This is a genomic window from Streptomyces sp. P9-2 (assembly GCF_051903975.1).
GTDB classification, from domain to species: domain Bacteria; phylum Actinomycetota; class Actinomycetes; order Streptomycetales; family Streptomycetaceae; genus Streptomyces; species Streptomyces cellulosae.
This window is the reverse complement of record NZ_CP192633.1, coordinates 339,270-355,399: the sequence shown is the minus strand read 5'-3', so window position 1 is coordinate 355,399 and position 16,130 is coordinate 339,270. Positions and strand designations below refer to the sequence as shown.

Annotated in this window: 17 protein-coding genes; 9 read left to right on the top strand and 8 right to left on the bottom strand. The window is 73.3% G+C overall.

Annotation, left to right across the window (positions count from 1 at the left end; translation table 11 throughout):
- Positions 1–122: 122 nt before the first annotated feature.
- Together ACQY0Z_RS01630 and ACQY0Z_RS01625 are read right to left on the bottom strand one after the other, a co-directional pair.
- Entirely contained in the window at positions 123–320 is a 198-nt protein-coding gene (locus ACQY0Z_RS01630; protein ID WP_439811737.1) for a DUF397 domain-containing protein, read from the bottom strand.
- Positions 317–1,201: a helix-turn-helix domain-containing protein gene (locus ACQY0Z_RS01625; protein WP_439811736.1), complete on the bottom strand. Its 885-nt coding sequence runs from the start codon at positions 1,199–1,201 to the stop codon at positions 317–319. The genes ACQY0Z_RS01630 and ACQY0Z_RS01625 overlap by 4 nt, the downstream gene beginning before the upstream one ends.
- Before the next feature lie 155 nt (positions 1,202–1,356).
- Between ACQY0Z_RS01625 and ACQY0Z_RS01620 the strand changes: the two genes are divergently transcribed.
- From ACQY0Z_RS01620 to ACQY0Z_RS01595, 6 genes are all read left to right on the top strand, one after another.
- Positions 1,357–1,830 carry an ATP-binding protein gene (locus ACQY0Z_RS01620; protein WP_347226363.1) on the top strand — a complete coding sequence of 158 codons (474 nt, stop codon included), beginning with the start codon at positions 1,357–1,359 and terminating at the stop codon, positions 1,828–1,830.
- A 238-nt stretch (positions 1,831–2,068) separates the two neighbouring features.
- Positions 2,069–2,947 carry a helix-turn-helix domain-containing protein gene (locus tag ACQY0Z_RS01615; RefSeq protein WP_430541782.1) on the top strand — a complete coding sequence of 293 codons (879 nt, stop codon included), beginning with the start codon at positions 2,069–2,071 and terminating at the stop codon, positions 2,945–2,947.
- Positions 2,948–2,999: 52 nt separating this feature from the next.
- Positions 3,000–3,638, top strand: coding sequence for a Uma2 family endonuclease (locus ACQY0Z_RS01610; RefSeq protein WP_347226365.1), 639 nt, complete (start codon positions 3,000–3,002; stop codon positions 3,636–3,638).
- 10 nt (positions 3,639–3,648) lie between these two features.
- A complete protein-coding gene (gene mshB / locus ACQY0Z_RS01605) occupies positions 3,649–4,515 on the top strand; it encodes an N-acetyl-1-D-myo-inositol-2-amino-2-deoxy-alpha-D-glucopyranoside deacetylase (protein WP_347226366.1) in 867 nt (288 codons plus the stop codon).
- Positions 4,516–4,535: 20 nt separating this feature from the next.
- Positions 4,536–4,925, top strand: coding sequence for a DUF6113 family protein (locus tag ACQY0Z_RS01600; protein ID WP_189901191.1), 390 nt, complete (start codon positions 4,536–4,538; stop codon positions 4,923–4,925).
- Between the two features lie 194 nt (positions 4,926–5,119).
- Positions 5,120–7,297: a hypothetical protein gene (locus ACQY0Z_RS01595; RefSeq protein WP_347226367.1), complete on the top strand. Its 2,178-nt coding sequence runs from the start codon at positions 5,120–5,122 to the stop codon at positions 7,295–7,297.
- 75 nt (positions 7,298–7,372) lie between these two features.
- Here the strand turns inward: ACQY0Z_RS01595 and ACQY0Z_RS01590 are convergent, their stop codons facing one another.
- The 4 genes from ACQY0Z_RS01590 to ACQY0Z_RS01575 all read right to left on the bottom strand — a co-directional run bounded on the left by ACQY0Z_RS01590 (position 7,373) and on the right by ACQY0Z_RS01575 (position 11,574).
- Positions 7,373–8,959 (bottom strand): MFS transporter, encoded by a 1,587-nt coding sequence (locus ACQY0Z_RS01590; protein ID WP_439811735.1) that lies wholly within the window; start codon positions 8,957–8,959, stop codon positions 7,373–7,375.
- A gap of 111 nt (positions 8,960–9,070) precedes the next feature.
- Positions 9,071–9,544 (bottom strand): MarR family winged helix-turn-helix transcriptional regulator, encoded by a 474-nt coding sequence (locus ACQY0Z_RS01585; protein ID WP_189900922.1) that lies wholly within the window; start codon positions 9,542–9,544, stop codon positions 9,071–9,073.
- Positions 9,545–9,613: 69 nt separating this feature from the next.
- Positions 9,614–10,477 (bottom strand): transglutaminase-like domain-containing protein, encoded by an 864-nt coding sequence (locus ACQY0Z_RS01580; protein WP_254587551.1) that lies wholly within the window; start codon positions 10,475–10,477, stop codon positions 9,614–9,616.
- 17 nt (positions 10,478–10,494) lie between these two features.
- Positions 10,495–11,574, bottom strand: coding sequence for a GNAT family N-acetyltransferase (locus ACQY0Z_RS01575; protein ID WP_439811734.1), 1,080 nt, complete (start codon positions 11,572–11,574; stop codon positions 10,495–10,497).
- A gap of 140 nt (positions 11,575–11,714) precedes the next feature.
- Between ACQY0Z_RS01575 and fdxA the strand changes: the two genes are divergently transcribed.
- Both fdxA and ACQY0Z_RS01565 read left to right on the top strand, forming a co-directional pair.
- Complete coding sequence (gene fdxA, locus ACQY0Z_RS01570) at positions 11,715–12,032, top strand: ferredoxin (RefSeq protein WP_019522277.1); 318 nt, start codon at positions 11,715–11,717, stop codon at positions 12,030–12,032.
- A gap of 105 nt (positions 12,033–12,137) precedes the next feature.
- Positions 12,138–13,235, top strand: a complete 1,098-nt coding sequence (locus ACQY0Z_RS01565) for a bifunctional succinyldiaminopimelate transaminase/glutamate-prephenate aminotransferase (RefSeq protein ID WP_254587546.1) — start codon at positions 12,138–12,140, stop codon at positions 13,233–13,235.
- A gap of 96 nt (positions 13,236–13,331) precedes the next feature.
- Here ACQY0Z_RS01565 and ACQY0Z_RS01560 read toward each other — a convergent pair whose 3' ends face one another.
- Both ACQY0Z_RS01560 and ACQY0Z_RS01555 read right to left on the bottom strand, forming a co-directional pair.
- The gene (locus ACQY0Z_RS01560) at positions 13,332–13,670 is read right to left on the bottom strand and encodes an ATP-binding protein (RefSeq protein ID WP_189900930.1); all 339 of its coding nucleotides are present in this window, start codon (positions 13,668–13,670) and stop codon (positions 13,332–13,334) included.
- 197 nt (positions 13,671–13,867) lie between these two features.
- A complete protein-coding gene (locus ACQY0Z_RS01555) occupies positions 13,868–14,857 on the bottom strand; it encodes a heavy metal transporter (protein WP_439811733.1) in 990 nt (329 codons plus the stop codon).
- A gap of 84 nt (positions 14,858–14,941) precedes the next feature.
- Here ACQY0Z_RS01555 and dapE point away from each other — a divergent pair, with 84 nt between their 5' ends.
- Positions 14,942–16,021, top strand: a complete 1,080-nt coding sequence (gene dapE / locus ACQY0Z_RS01550; protein ID WP_189900932.1) for a succinyl-diaminopimelate desuccinylase — start codon at positions 14,942–14,944, stop codon at positions 16,019–16,021.
- The last annotated feature ends 109 nt before the right edge of the window (positions 16,022–16,130 follow it).

Sequence of the window (16,130 nt, the reverse complement as noted above, 5' to 3'; positions counted from 1 at the left end):
GCCAACGACGGACGTCGACGGTCCGCCACGGGGGAGTCCCGGGAGGTATGTGCTCCGCGGGCAACGGCACGGGTTGTCTGGACACCCGCGCATTATGACCGGACCTGGGGGTCCGTCCCGGTTCAGCCGTTACGCACGTACGGCACGAAGTCGGCCCAGGCGTCCGGGGCGAAGGTGAGGCGGGGGCCGTCGGTGGTCTTGGAGTCGCGGACGTGGACGGTGGAGGGGTCCGTGGCGATCTCGACGCAGGAGTCGCCCTCGCTGCCGCTGCTGTAACTGCTCTTGAACCACACGAGGTCGGAGTCAGTGCTTCGGATCATGTCTCCCCCAGCAGATCTTCGACGAAGGCGATGGACTCGCGCGGTGTCAGTGCCTGAGCGCGGATGATGCCGCAACGCAGCTCCAGAATACGGAGTTGGCGTAGGTCCGACACCGGTCGCCCGCCGGCCACGGCTGGTGATCGTCCGACCGCCGTACCGTCCGCGAACTTCAGGACCTCGATGCCACCGTCCACTCCGGCGTGCTCCTGTCGGTCCGTCGGCATCACCTGCAGCTCGACGGTGGGCAACGCCGCGACGGTCAGCAGGTGTTCCAGCTGCGTGCGCAGCACCTCCCTGCCGCCCAGGGGGCGGCGGAGCGTCCACTCCTCCAGGATGAAGCCGAGTTCCGGCGCGATATCGCGGTCGAAGATCGCACGGCGGGCCACGCGCGCCGAGGCGAACCGCTCCACCTCCTCGGCCGAGTAGGCCGGACGGCGCATGGACAGCAGGGCGCGTGCGTACTCGGGCGTCTGCAACAGGCCGTGGATGTGGAGTGGATCGTAGAGCTGAAGCTCCACCGCCCGCGCCTCCATCTGCGCGAGATCCCGCACCTTCTTCGGGTACCGGACCTTCCTCACGTCCTCCTTCATCGCGGCGACCAGGCCGCCCGCCCTCAGGACCTCGTCCGCCGTGTCCAGGTACTCGGGGCGAGGAATCCGCTTGCCGCCCTCGATCTTGTAGACGAGGTCCTCGCCGTACCCGACGGCCACCGCGAACTCGGGCACGCGCAGGCCCACGGCCTCCCGCCGCAGCTTCAACTGCCGTCCCACGGTGGCCACGACCGCCAGCGCCCAGTCGTCGTCCGGGTCCACCTCCCAGCCCGGTTCGTCCGCCTGGTCCGTCCCGGGCCCGACCCGTACCGCCTCACCGTTCACCGCCATGTGCGTGCCCCTCCGTGGTGCCGTTCCGTGGTCGCGGCTCCGCGTGCGGCATACCGGCCGACAGTCCGGACACGGCCGGACAAGCAGTGGACGGTCACTCTACGCAGCGCTGCGATCACTCTTCACGGTACGGCCGTTCGGCCACGCTGAGTCACGTGAATCAGGAAATCGCCCTCACAAGGACCACCCGCCCCGATGCCCAAGTGCGGCACATCAGCGTGCTGTTGTCGTCCACCGCGCGGGGCGCCCGCCTCGCCCGCCTGCTCGCGGTGGACGCGCTGCGGAGCTGGGGTGTTCCGGACGAGACGGCCGGGCAGGTCGTCGCCGAGCTGGCCGCCAACGCCGCCACGCACGGACGCGTGCCCGGCCGCAGCTTCCGGCTGACGCTGTACGTCGTCGGCGCCACGCTCCGTGTCGAGGTCACCGACACACGCGGTGACCGCCGGCCCGTGCTGCGCGAGCCCGACGGCATCGCGGAGTCGGGTCGCGGTCTCTTCCTCGTGGACGCGCTCGCCGACCGCTGGGGAGTCGCCGAGGGCCGCCACCCCCGTAAGACGGTCTGGGCGGAGATCGACCTCACTCCGGCACCGGAACGCGGAACGTCGCGCTTCGGTGACGTCGGCGGCTAGAAGCCAAAGAACTCGGGGGAAAAGCACCCCACCAAGCCCCACCCCTCCCGCCCGCGATCTCGCTCACTCGGGCGGGTGAACCCTCTCGAACCGGCTGGATTTCCTCGCCGTCCAGGCCCCACGCTCAGCGCAGGGCAACGTACCAACGCCCCACCACAACCGCAGACATGAGACGGCCCCCGCCGGGACGGCAATCCCAGTGCGAGGGCCTGACCACCGAGGAAGATAAGGGCTTCCCGTGGGTATCCAGAACCCTAGCGTGCCCCCGCGCACGCCGACCCGCGTTGCGGGCAACAAGCACCCGAACCGGGTCCACCGCACCGCCGGCGGGCTCGAGCACGAGAACACCCGCCATGACACCCGCTTCGTGGTGATCGGCAACCACCTGGCCCAGCACCCGGAGCTCTCGCTCCTCGCCATCGGCCTCGGCACCCACCTCCAGTCCCTGCCGAAGGGCGCCCCCGCCGACATCAAGACCCTCGCCGCGCGCTTCCCCGAGGGGGCGACCCGTATCGCCGCCGCGCTGCGGGAGCTGGAGGCCCACGGCTATCTGCGGCGGGAGCGCGTCCGTACGCCCTCCGGCCGCATCGTCACCCGCACGATCTCCTGCAACCAGCCGGCCGCCGCCCGGCAGCGGGCGGAGCAGCCGTGCCGGGAGAGCACGCCGCCCGCGCCGCGCGGGAAGCGGGTGCGCAAGGCGCTCCCCGCCGTGCCGCGGCCCGCGTACTCCGGACCCGGGCTCCTCCAGGCCGCCGTCGACCTCCTCGCCGACCTGCGCCGCCACGACTCCCGTCTGCTCCTCTCGGCCGAGGACACCGCCCACCTGGCGCCCGGTGTCGCGGCCTGGCTCGAACGCGACGTGACCCCCGCGGCCGTACGCCGTGCCCTGACGGCCGACCTGCCGCCCGAGGGCCTACGGCGTCCGGCGGCCCTCCTGGCCCACCGCCTCGCCTCCCAGCTCCCGCCCCCCGCCCCGTTCCGGGCCCAGGCCACCACCGCCCCGCCGCCCGTCCGCCACCCGCTCCGCACCTGCGACGGCTGCGACCGCGCCTTCCGCGCCCCCGCCCCCACGACCCACTGCCGCGACTGCCGAAGCGACCTCCAGGAGGCCGCCTAGCATGAACGTGACGACCCTTGCCCCTGGGCACAGACCACGAGGAGCGAGCGCCATGACCATCGCACCCGACGACGCTCGGCAGAACGCCTCCCACCTGTACCGGGCCATGCGCGACTTCGTGCAGTCGATGGACGACACGCTGCCCGGGAAGTTCGAGATCACCAAGGAAGGGATCGTCCACGACATGACGGCGCCCGTGAAGCAGCACGAGTTGACCGTGCTGCGTCTCCGGAAGCGGCTGGAGAAGGTCATGCCGGAGGAGATCGTCGCGCACACGGGCGAACCCGATGTGGAGGGCGAACCCGAGGGGATCATGCGCCGCCCCGACGTCATAGTGATCGCCGAGGAGGACATGGAAGGGGACGGCACCTTCGATCCCCGCACCCTGGTGGCCGCGGTTGAGATCGTCTCCCGGTCCAACCCCGACAACGACTGGGTCGGCAAGACGCGTGACTATCCCCTGCTCGGCGTCCCCGTCTACGCGGTCTTCGACCCCCGCACCGGCACCGGCGCCGTCTTCACGGACATCCACCCGACCCCGGACGGTCCCCGCTACGCCACTCGCAAGGACTTCGTCTACGGCGAGGACGTCACCATCGGCGAATGGACCATCCCCACGGACGGCCTGCCGCGCTACCGCGACGAGGAGAGCGGCCGGACGGGTCCCCAGGACGCGCCCCGCGCCACATAGGCTTGAGCCCATGACGGAACTGCCCGAGCGGCGTCTGATGCTGGTGCACGCGCACCCGGACGACGAGTCGATCAACAACGGCGCGACCATGGCGCGCTACGCGGCCGAGGGCGCCCACGTGACGCTGGTCACCTGCACCCTCGGTGAGCGCGGCGAGGTCATCCCGCCCGAGCTGCGGCACCTCAGCGGCGCCGCCCTCGGCGGACACCGGCTTGGCGAGCTGCGCGCGGCCATGGCGGCGCTCGGAGTCACGGACTTCCGGCTGCTCGGCGGGGCCGGGCGGTACAGCGACTCCGGGATGATGGGGCTGCCCGACAACGACGACCCCGGCTGCTTCTGGCAGGCCGACGTCGACCAGGCCGCCGGACTGCTCGCCGACGTCATCCTCGACGTACGGCCGCAGGTGCTGGTCACGTACGACGAGAACGGCGGCTACGGGCACCCCGACCACATCCAGGCCCACCGCGTCGCCATGCGCGCCGTCGAACTGGCCGCCGGACGTGGGTGGGACGTGCCCAAGGTCTACTGGAACCGCGTCCCCCGCTCCGTGGCCGAGGAAGCCTTCGCGCGGCTGGAGCGCGACCTGCCCGACCTGCCCTTCGACAAGGCGGCCACGGTGGGGGACGTCCCCGGTGTGGTCGACGACGAGCGGATCACCACCGCCGTCGACGGCACCGCGTACGCCGGCGCGAAGGCCGCCGCGATGCGCGCCCACGCCACCCAGATCACCGTCGCCGGCCAGTCGTACTTCGTACTGTCGAACGAACTCGCGCAGCCGATCTTCACCACCGAGTACTACGAACTGGTGCGCGGTGAGCGCCCCGCGGGCCGTGAGGACGACCTCTTCGCCGGCGTCACCACGGGAGAGGCGTCGTGAGCGGCGACCGCGCGCCTCTGATGGCGCAGCCCCTGCGCCCCCCGTCCCCGGCACGCGCCGCCGCCCTGCTCGGACTGCTGGTGCTCGGCGCCCTCGTCGGCGTCGCCGGGGCGCTGGTCCAGCCGGCCTGGTTCCCCGGCGGGCTGCTGCTCGCCCTCGCCGGCGAGGCCGGGACGGTGCTCGGGGCGGCGCGGCTGACCCGGAGCCGCTCCGGCGGCATCGCCGTCGCCGCCGGCTGGATGATCACCGTCGTGCTGCTGACGGCCAGCCGTCCGGAAGGCGACTTCCTGTTCGCCGCGGGCAGCGGCTCCTACCTCTTCCTGCTCGGCGGCATCGCCGTAGGTGTGATCTGCGCCACCTTCGGACCCGGTAGGCAACCGGACGGGGACCCCGCCCGACTTCCCAAGTGACGAACCACTTCGCCGTGCCAGGGGCGTGATGGTCCGGTGTGGGTTTCCCCGGCGGTACTGGGATACGGGCCGGATATGGCCAGTAAGGTGGTGCGCGCCGCCGAGCCTCCCTCGAACCCTCGGCCTCGCCCGAGCTGGGAGGACCCCCACCGTGAGGTAGTGACGGGCGGCGGAGCCAACCGGGAGAACCTGCCTTGAGTCGTGAAACTGACACTCCGTCCTCCGGGCCCGACGGGCGCGGCGGTGCCGCCTACCCGTCGGGCACCCCGCCCTACGGGATCCCGGCGATTCCGGACGCGGGCACGGACGCGGGCCGTCCGGCCGCGCGGCCGGAGGAACGCAAGACCGAGACCACGCTGACGACCCGGATCCGGATCAACATCCCCGGGTCGCGCCCGATTCCGCCGGTCGTCGTGCGCAAGCCCGTCACGGACGCGGACGGCAGGAAGGCGGCCGCCGACACCGAGGCGGCCGCCGGACCCGCTCCCGCCGCACCCGCCGCCGACCCCGTCGAGCCGCCCGCGCGGCCCGAGACCGCGGACAGGCCCGCCGCCGAGGAGAAGCCCGCGAGCGACTGGTTCGCGCCGCGCAAGTCCGCGGGCGGCAAGCCCGGTCAGGCCGGCGGCCCGGCCAACGGCGCGCCCGCGACGGGCACTTCCGGCGCGCCGTCGGGTGCTGCCCCGAAGGCTCCGGGTGCCGCTCCCAAGGCCCCGGGCGGTCCCTCCGCCCCGAACGGGGCGCGTCCCGGCGCCGGACGTCCCGGCGGTGTGGTCGGCTCCATGGGCACGCCCGGCGCACCCCGCCCCGGCGGCGCGAAGGCGCCCTCAGGACCCACCGGTGCGACCGGCGGACCCGTGGCTCCCGGGCACGGCGGCGGCACCGGCTCCTTCGACGTGACCGAGGCGCTGGCCGGCGCTCCGGGCGGCAACCGCGCCGACCGCGGCGGCGAACCCCGCCGCGACGACCTGCCGTACTTCGGGGACCAGGCCAAGGGCGGCCCCGGCGCCCGCCCGGGCGCGGGCGTGCCCGGACCCGGGCGTCCCGGCGGTCCTAAGGCCCCCACGGGACCCACCGGCGGCCCCGTCACCGGCGACGGCCCGATGACCCCGCCCGGCGGCGGGACCCCGCCCGGTGGCGGCGCGCCCTTCACCGAGGAGCGCACCGGCTCGCACGCGATGCCCGGCGGCGGCCTGAGCGACGACACCGCGATCCTCACCCCGCAGAAGCCCGCCGTGCCCGGCGACCCCGGCTACCCGCGCCACGACAACGTCTCCGGGCACACCGTGACCAGCGGCATCCCGGTGATCCCGCCGAGCGCCTCCTTCGACGCGCCCGGCATGGGCCCGAACGCGCCCGGCCCGCACACCCCGCCCAAGCTGCCCGACCCGGTCAGCCCGCCCCCGGCCGGCTCCGCCAAGGCGCCGAAGAAGAAGGGCCGCAACAAGCTGGTCCTCCTCGCCACCGGCGTCGTCCTGGTCGCCGGCGTCGCCTACGGCGCGGGCCTGCTGATGAACCGTTCCGACGTGCCCAAGGGCACCACGGTGCTCGGCATCGAGATCGGCGGCGGCACCCGCGACGAGGCCGTGAAGAAGCTCGACGGCGCGCTCGACGGGCGGCTGAACAAGCCGCTGAAGCTGTCCGTCGACGGCAAGACCTTCGAGCTCCAGCCGGACAACGCCGGTCTCCAGGTCGACATCGACGCCACCGTCGGCAAGGCCGCCACCAGCGACTACAACCCGGTCAACGTGATCGGCTCGCTGTTCGGCCAGTCGCGCGTCGTCGAGCCGGAGATCCCCGTCGACCACGAGAAGCTGCAGGCCGCCCTGGAGAACGCCGCCGGAGGCGCCGGCACGGTCAAGGAGGGCTCGATCACGTTCGAGTCCGGCAAGGCCGTCCCGGTGTACCCGCAGGCGGGCAAGGGCGTCGACGTCGCCAAGGCGGCCGACGTGGTCGCCGCCGCGTACCGCACGCAGGTGGAGACCGGCACCGCCGCCGCGGTGAACGTCCCGACGACGACCCGGCAGCCGAAGGTCACCAAGGCCGAGGTCGACCGGATGATGAAGGAGTTCGCCGAGCCGGCGATGTCCGACCGGGTCACCGTGCAGACCGACGCGGCGCACTCGGTGCCGATGAGCCCCGAGAAGTCGCTGTGGAAGTTCCTGCGCGTCGAGGCGGTCAACGGCAAGCTCGTCGAGAAGCCCGACCTGAAGGCCCTGGAGGACCTGTACGGCCAGGCCTTCGACGGCGTGCTCATCACCCGCGGAAACGGCGAGAAGACCCCCGTCACCCCGCAGGACGTCTACGGCGCCCTGCGCCAGGCGCTCGTCAGCAAGGGCGACCGTACGGCCGTCATCGAGACGAACGCGAGCTGACGGACGACAGCACACGCGTGAGCGGCGCCGCACGAAGGTTTCCGTGCGGCGCCGCTTTCGTGTACGCGCGTGTCCTCAGTGCGCGACGACCGGCACCGGGGCCTCCGCGCCCGCCGCCTCGGGGGAGCGGCCACGGATGCCCGCCACGGCGACCAGCGCGCCGATCAGGCACAGCACACCGGTGACGGTGACCGCCGCGTGCATCCCGTTCACGAACGCCTGGGCGCTGCCCTCGACGACCGCCGCCCGCAGCCCCTCCGGCATGTCCGGCGAGACGGGGGCGATGCCCATCGCCACGGTGTCCTCGGCCGCCTCCAGCCCGTGCGCCACGGAGGACGGCACACCCGCCCCGGTCAGCTCGCCGTACAGCGAGGAGCCGACCTTGCCGGCGATCACGGTGACCAGCACCGACGTGCCCAGCGCGCCGCCGATCTGCAGCATCGTCGACTGCAGCCCGGAGGCCACCCCGCCGTCCCGCACCGGTGCGTTGCCGATGATCGCGGCGGCGGTCGCGGGCAGGACGACACCCACGCCCAGGCCGAGCGCTATGTAGGGCGGCCACATGGTGGCGTAGGAGGAGTCGGTGGACCAGGTGAGCAGGGAGAACATGGCGGCCGCCGACAGCAGCAGCCCCAGCGGGATGGTGACCCGCGGGCCGAAGCGCGCCGTGAGCTGCGAGCCGAGCGGCGAGGCGACCAGCGAGGCGAACGACAGCGGCAGGGTGCTGACACCGGCCTCGACGGGCGTGTAGCCGCGGACGTTCTGCAGGTACAGCATGACGAAGAAGATTCCGCCGAGCATCACGAAGAAGTTCAGCGCGGTCATCACGGCCCCGGTGGTCAGCGACCGGTCGCGGAACAGCCGCATCGGCAGCAGCGGGTGCTTCTGTCGCGTCTCGTACCAGCCGAACAGGACGAGCAGGACGAGGCCGGCGCCGATCGAGCCGAGCGTGCCGCCCGAGGCCCAGCCCCAGGTCTCGCCCTTCACGATGCCGAACACCAGCGCCAGCAGCCCCGCGGCGAGCACGGCGACCCCGACGACGTCGAAGCGCTGCTCCCCTTCGGCGTTCCGCGACTCCTTCAGCACGGCCGCGCTGAACACCAGGGCGGCGACGCCGATGGGCGCGTTCAGGTAGAACACCCAGGTCCAGTCGGCGTGTTCGACGAGCAGACCGCCGAGGATCGGGCCCAGCGAGGTCGACACGGCGGACACCATGCCCCAGATGCCCACCGCGAGCCCGAACTTCCGCGGCGGGAACACCGCGCGCAGGATGCCCAGCGTGTTCGGCATCAGGATGCCGCCGCACAGGCCCTGGAGCGCGCGGAAGGCGATGACGCCCTCGATGCTGCCGGCGAGGCCGATGGCGACCGACGTGACGACGAAGCCGCCGACGCCGACCAGGTAGTACCGGCGCCGGCCGAACCGGTCGCCGAGCTTGCCGCCCAGGATCATCGAGGCGGCGAGCGCCAGCAGATAGGAGTTGGTGACCCACTGCAGCTCGGCGGTGCTGGCGCCGAGGTCCTTGCCGATCGCCGGGTTGGCGATGGCGACGACCGAACCGTCGAGCTGCACCATGAGCAGACCGAACGACACGGCGATCAGGGCGAGCCAGGGATTGCCCCGGCGCGCAGGGGAGCGATCCACGGAGGTGGACGACGACATGGGGAGCCGCTTCTTTCTCGGAAAGGGGGGAGAGAAACGCGCGAACGGCGCCCGGGGCGTCGCCGCGCGGGGCGACGCGTGTGACGGGGAGACGCCCGGGAGGGGCGTGGGTCAGCGGGTCGCCGCGTGGAGGTGGTCGGCGAGTGCCTTGAGGGCGCCGAGCGCCGAACCCAGCGCGTCCATCTCGCCGTCGGTGACCGAGCGCAGCGCCTCGCCGAGCAGACGCTCCTCGAGGGCGCGCACCTCGGCGATACGGCGACGCGAGGTGGCCGTGAGGTGGAGATGGGCGATCCGCTTGTCGGCGGGGTCCTGACGGCGCTCCAGCTCGCCCCGCTCGGTGAGCTGGGAGACGAGCGCGCTGACGTTGTTGGGCTTCATCAGCAGCGCCGACGCCGCCTCGCCCACCGTGCAGCCCTCGTGCCCGGCGACGTACCGCAGCAGCGCCAGCTGTCCCTCCGGCGGCCTGGGATGCGGGTACTCGCCCGCGACCCGCCGGTCCAGCGCCCGGTGCAGCGTCGGAAGGCTCGCCGCGAGATCGGCGGCGAGAGACGCGACGCGCTCCTCGGAGGCACGGGAGGGGGACATGTACGTGAGGATAGGTATCCCGTCATACCTATGTCAAAGCGCGCGGTGCCGCGCGGGCTCGCGTCCGCCTCAGTTCAGCAACGCCCGCGCCGCCAGCGCCTCCCCCCGGATGCGGTCCGCCGCGGCCGGGTCGACCGCCGCGACGACCTCCGCGTACGCCTCCAGTTCCCCCGCGCCCGCCGTGAACTCGCCGCGCTCCACGAGGAGCCGGGCGCGTTCGTAGCGCAGGCGGGCCGGGTGGGAGGGGAGGAGCAGGGCGAGGTCCAGGGCCCACAGGCCGACGTCGGTGCGCTCGGGGCGGGACGCCGCCCAGGCGCGGACGTTGTTCAGGATGCGCGCGACGACCTCCAGCGTCCCCGCCGGGGTCAGCATGGACGGCTCCAGCGGCCCTCCGGTGGCCCCGGCGACCAGTAGCTCCGTGTCCGATCCGGTGAGCACCCGGCCCCCGTCGAAGGGGTCCACCAGCACCTGCCCCGCGCCCGGCCCCTCCGAGGCGCCGAAGCCCACGACGAAGTGCCCGGGCAGGGCCACCCCGTACACCGGCGCGCCCGCCCGCCGGGCCACCTCGATCCACACCACCGACAGCAGGATCGGCAGCCCGCGCCTCCGCCGCAGCACCTCGTGCAGCAGCGAGGACTCCAGCCTCCGGTAGTCGTCCGGCAGGCCGTGGAAGCCGTACCGCTCGCCCAGCAGGTCGCGCAGCGCCACCGCCCACGCGTGCGGTGAGCCCGGCCGGTGCGGCAGTTCGCCCGCCAGCCGGTCCAGCTCGATCTCCACCGCGTCCATGCCCGTCTCGTCGAGCCGGCCGTCGCCCTCCGCGGCCACCAGCAGGCACAGCGCGGACAGGCCGGGCCGCTCGCCGCGCGCCTCCTCGGCGAACCGCTTGCGCAGTTCGGCGGAGCGTTCGGGCGGTGGGGGACCGGGGGAGCGCATACCCGGTTCGTGCCCGCTCACGACGCGCCGTCACCCGCCGGGCCCGACGAATCCGGAGCGGATTCTTCCGATGCGGGCTCCTCCGGCGCGCGGTAGTGGTGGTACGCGTGGTGCGGGGCGAAGCCCAGACGGTCGTACAGCGCCCGCGCGCCCTCGTTGTCCGTCTCGACCTGCAGCCAGGCCGCCGAGGCGCCCTCCTCCAGGGCACGGGCGGCCAGCGCCGCCATCACGGCCGTCGCCAGGCCCTCCCGGCGGCGCGCCGGGTCCACCTCGACCGCCGCGAACCCGGCCCACCGGCCGTCCACGACACACCGCCCGATCACCGCCGGCGCCGACGCGCCTGGCTCTCCCGGCACCGTCGCGAACCACACCGACGGCTCACCGGGGGCCGGGGCGCCTCCGCCCAGCACCCGCAGGGCCACCTCGCCGACCCCCTTGCGCCGGTACCGCGCCAGCCATGCCTCGTCCGCGTTCCGGGACAGCAGCACCCCGGAGGTGCCCTCGTCCAGATCGGCCACCGGGGCGAGACCGCCCGTCCACAACTCGGCGGTCACCTCGCGGACCCAGCCGCGCCGCTCCAGCTCCGCGCAGAGCAGCTCCTGCGTGCCCTCCGCGCCGGTCGCGGTCTGCACGTACGCCGGCAGCCCGCGGGCCGCGTACCAGCGGCGTACGGCCGTCAGCGCGTCGTCGAGGGGCAGGCCCGGGTCGCCCAGCGGCAGCACGGAGTTGGCCCGCCGCGTGAAGCCCGCGGCCGCCCGCAGCTCCCACCCGCCGAGCCGCTCGCTCTCCACGGGACGCCAGCCGCGCGCGGCCACCCGCGCCAGCTCCTCGTAGGTGGCGGCGGGGCCACGGCGACGCGCCGGGGCGGCCGGGACGACCTTGCCCGCGACCAGCGCCGACTCGGCGACGCGAACACTTTCACCGCTCTTCCTTGTGATCCGCAACACACCGTTGTCCCATGATGTGAGAACGCCGACCGTGTCGCTGAACTTCTCACCCGAGGGACCATGTTCGATCAAGCTCCTCACGGAGACCCGTTTTCCCACGTCAGCAGCGGTGATACGGACCTCGAGGCGCCCGGCGGCCGATATTTCCACAGGTCAGTTCACCCCTCCTGTTCGGATCATGCTCCGGAACGGAGATACTAGGGGCGGGCATCGACGACGCCGCGCTCCCGCGCGCCAGGCGGCGGAGCCTGAGGAGGCCCGCCAGCGCCCTATCGAGGAGGAACGACAGCGTGACCTACGTCATCGCGCAGCCTTGTGTCGACGTCAAGGACAAGGCGTGCATCGAGGAGTGCCCGGTCGACTGCATCTACGAGGGCAAGCGGTCCTTGTACATCCACCCGGACGAATGCGTCGACTGCGGCGCCTGTGAACCGGTCTGCCCGGTCGAGGCCATCTTCTACGAGGACGACACCCCGGAGGAGTGGAAGGACTACTACAAGGCGAACGTCGAGTTCTTCGACGAGCTCGGCTCCCCGGGCGGCGCCAGCAAGCTCGGTCTGATCGAGCGGGACCACCCGTTCATCGCCGCGCTGCCGCCGCAGGCGTAACCGTCCCGCTGCGGCCCCGCACCGACGCGTCGCCCTCGGTCCCGTACGGCACGCCCGCCGTACGGGACCGAGGCGTTCGCCGAACCAGAAAGTGAGCCATCCCCCGTGTCCGCAGTCTCCGACCGGCTGCCCGCCTTCCCCTGGGACAAGCTGGAGCCGTACAAGAAGACGGCCGCCGCGCACCCCGACGGCATCGTCGACCTCTCGGTCGGCACGCCCGTCGACCCGGTGCCCGAGCACATCCAGAAGGCGCTGATCGCCGCCGCGGACTCGCCGGGCTACCCCACGGTGTGGGGCACCCCGGAACTGCGGGACGCGCTCACCCGCTGGGTGGAACACCGGCTCGGCGCCCGCGAGGTGACCCACCGGCACGTCCTGCCGGTCGTCGGCTCCAAGGAGCTCGTCGCCTGGCTCCCCACCCAGCTCGGCCTCGGCCCCGGCGACCAGGTCGCCTTCCCGCGGCTCGCCTACCCGACGTACGAGGTCGGCGCCCGCCTGGCACGCGCCGAGCACGTGGCGTACGACGACCCGACCGAGCTGGACCCCTCGCGGCTGAAGCTGCTCTGGCTCAACTCGCCGTCCAACCCGACGGGCCGGGTGCTCCCCAAGGAGGAGCTGACCCGCATCGTCGCCTGGGCCCGTGAGCACGGGATCCTCGTCCTGTCCGACGAGTGCTACATCGAGCTCGGCTGGGAGGCCGACCCCGTCTCGGTGCTCCACCCGGACGTCAACGGCGGCTCCTACGACGGCATCGTCGCCGTCCACTCCCTGTCCAAGCGGTCCAACCTGGCCGGCTACCGCGCCGCGTTCCTGGCCGGCGACCCTGCCGTGCTCGGCCCGCTGCTGGAGATCCGCAAGCACGGCGGCATGATGACCCCGGCGCCCACCCAGGCGGCCGTGGTGGCGGCCCTCGGCGACGACGAGCACGTCCGCGTCCAGCGCGAGCGGTACGCGGCCCGCCGCACCGCCCTGCGTGACGCGCTGCTCGCCCACGGCTTCCGCATCGAGCACAGCGAGGCCAGCCTCTACCTGTGGGCCACCCGTGACGAGTCCTGCTGGGACACCGTCGCCCACCTCGCCGACCGCGGCATCCTCGTCGCCCCCGGCGACTTCTACGGCCCTGCCGGCGACCGCTTCGTCCGCGTGGCCCTGACGGCGACGGACGAACGCGTCCGTGCCGCGGTCGCCCGCCTCACCGCCTGACCGCACCCCGGCACCGCTCAGGCACGCCGAAGGGGCCCGGGGGGAGAGGTCCCGGGCCCCTTCGGTCTCGCCGGGGGGGGCCTTCGGCGCAGGGGGTCAGCCGAGGGGCAGGTCCTTGACCGGCAGCTTCTTCGCCGGGCCGCTCTTGCCGAGGGAGTCGGTCGGCAGCTCCTTCACCACCGGCACGGCCTTCTTCACGGTCTTGCCCGCGGCCGGGGCCACCTCGGTGGCGTCCGGGGTGGTCTTGCCGACACCCCGCGTCACGTTGTCCACGGTCTTGCCGGGCGCACCGTCCAGGGCGCTCAGCCCGAGGTTCGGGGCGGACGGCAGCGCCGGCGCCGCGCTCGCGGAACCGGCCGCACCGACCCCGGCGGCCGCTCCCGCAGCGACGAGCAGCGCGGCACGGGCGATCCGACGGGTCAGGGGGAGGGACATGGTGCTCCTTCGACGGCAGACGACAATGGTGTCCGGGCGGAGGGTCAGGACCGGCCCCGCCCGGACGCACTGATTACCGCCCGAGCGCCAAGAAGGTTGCGCGCGTGTCCGGCAAAGAGTCGGCAATGCGGCGCAATGTCGGACCCGTTCAACGCCTGCGGGTGATCACCCGCACGCCTGCGCGGGAACGCCGCGGGCTACTGCCCGGTGGTGATCCGCACGGCTTCCGCTTCTCCGTCCGAGCTGGCCGACCCCTTGCCGTCGAGCGGCCGCCACTGGCTGTCGGTGTGCCCGGCGACCCACTCCCGGCCGGCGTAGGACACGCTCCGTATGTGCAGCTCGGAGGCGTTGGCCACGGCCCAGTGGGCCAGCTGCCAGCCCCGCGTCGCGGTGTCCCGCCGGTCGCCGGAGACGGTGGTGACCGGCAGCGTCACGGTGCCGTCGCCGGATTCCGCTTCGGTGCCGGACGGCTCCGGGGAGGCGGAGGCGCGCCCCTTGCCGTCGTCCACCTCGGCGCCCGCCGGCTCCAGCACGTCGCGTCCGAAGTCCCGCGCCAGCGCGGCCCGTACCGCGTCGGCGCCCTTCGCCCGGGTCGCCGACGGGCGGCCGTCGCACGTCAGCGTCGCGCCCGAGCGCCCGGTGAGGGCGGCGGCGAGCAGCGTCGCGTCCGGCTCGTGCTTGGCGTACGCCTGCGGGTAGCCGCTGCGCTGCACCTTCTGCGCGGCCACGGTGAGCGGCAGCCGCGTGTAGCCCGGCACCTCCTCCAGGTGCTCGTAGAACTTCTCCGACGCGTACGCCGGGTCCATGATCTGCCGCGGCGTCCCCCAGCCCTGCGAGGGACGCTGCTGGAACAGGCCCAGCGAGTCACGGTCGCCGTAGTCGATGTTGCGCAGCGCCGACTCCTGGAGGGCGGTCGCCAGCGCGATCGTCACGGCCCGCTCGGGCAGCTCGCGCGCGGTGCCCACGGCGGTGATCGTCGCCGCGTTCACGGCCTGCTCGGGGGAGAACTCGTAGACCGCCCCGTCGCCCTTGCCGGACACGACCTTGCAGCCGGGGCCGCCCGTGCCCCCGGTGACGTACTGCACCACGAGGTAACCGGCGACCGCGGACAGCACCACGAAGGCCGCGCCGCAGCGGAGCAGACGGCCACGGCGCTTGCGCTGGGGAGTGGGGGACGGCTCTGGCACGCGTACAAGGTACTGGAGAGTACGTTCACGTGTGAGCCGGGTGTGGACAGTGGGCCCGGGCCCGTCCGCGCTAGGGTCGACGGCATGGCCGACACCCCGCTTGACCTCACGCTGGACGCCGCACGCCTCACCGCGCAGCTCGTCGACTTCCCCTCCGAGAGCGGCACCGAGAAGCCGCTCGCGGACGCGATCGAGACCGCCCTGCGCGCGCTGCCGCACCTGACGGTCGACCGGCACGGCAACAACGTCGTGGCCCGCACCCGCCTCGGCCGCCCGGAGCGGGTGATCCTCGCCGGCCACATCGACACGGTCCCGATCGCCGACAACGTGCCCTCCCGCCTCGACGAGGACGGCGTCCTGTGGGGCTGCGGCACCTGCGACATGAAGGCGGGCGTCGCCGTCCAGCTGCGCATCGCGGCCACCGTCCCCGAGCCCAACCGCGACCTCACGTTCGTCTTCTACGACAACGAGGAGGTCGCCGCCGACCTCAACGGCCTCAAGCACGTCGCCGAGGCGCACCCCGACTGGCTGGAGGGCGACTTCGCGGTCCTCCTGGAGCCCTCCGACGGCCAGGTCGAGGGCGGCTGCCAGGGCACCCTGCGCGTGCTGCTGAAGACCTCCGGCGAGCGTGCCCACTCCGCGCGCGGCTGGATGGGCTCCAACGCCATCCACGCCGCCGCCCCCATCCTCCAGCGCCTCGCCGCCTACGAGCCCCGCTGGCCGGTCGTCGACGGCCTGGAGTACCGCGAGGGCCTCAACGCGGTCGGCATCTCCGGTGGCGTCGCCGGCAACGTCATCCCCGACGAGTGCGTCGTCACCGTGAACTTCCGCTACGCCCCGGACCGCAGCGAGGAGGAGGCCCTGGCGCACGTGCGGGAGGTCTTCGCCGACTGCGGCGTCACCGAGTTCGTCGTCGACGACCACAGCGGCGCGGCCCTGCCCGGCCTGTCCCACCCGGCCGCGGCCGCCTTCATCGAGGCGGTCGGCGGCACCCCGCAGCCCAAGTACGGCTGGACCGACGTCTCCCGCTTCTCCGCGCTGGGCGTCCCCGCCGTGAACTACGGCCCCGGCAACCCCCATCTGGCCCACAAGCGGGACGAGCGTGTCGACACGGCGAAGATCCTCGCGGGGGAGGAGCGGCTGCGGTCCTGGCTGACCGCCTGACGCCCGTGACCGCGGGGGCGCGTTTGGAACGCTCACCCGTGGACATGCTGACGTCCCCCGCACGTAACCCGCGTAGATCTACGCTGAGGCGGTACGACCTGGCAATCGG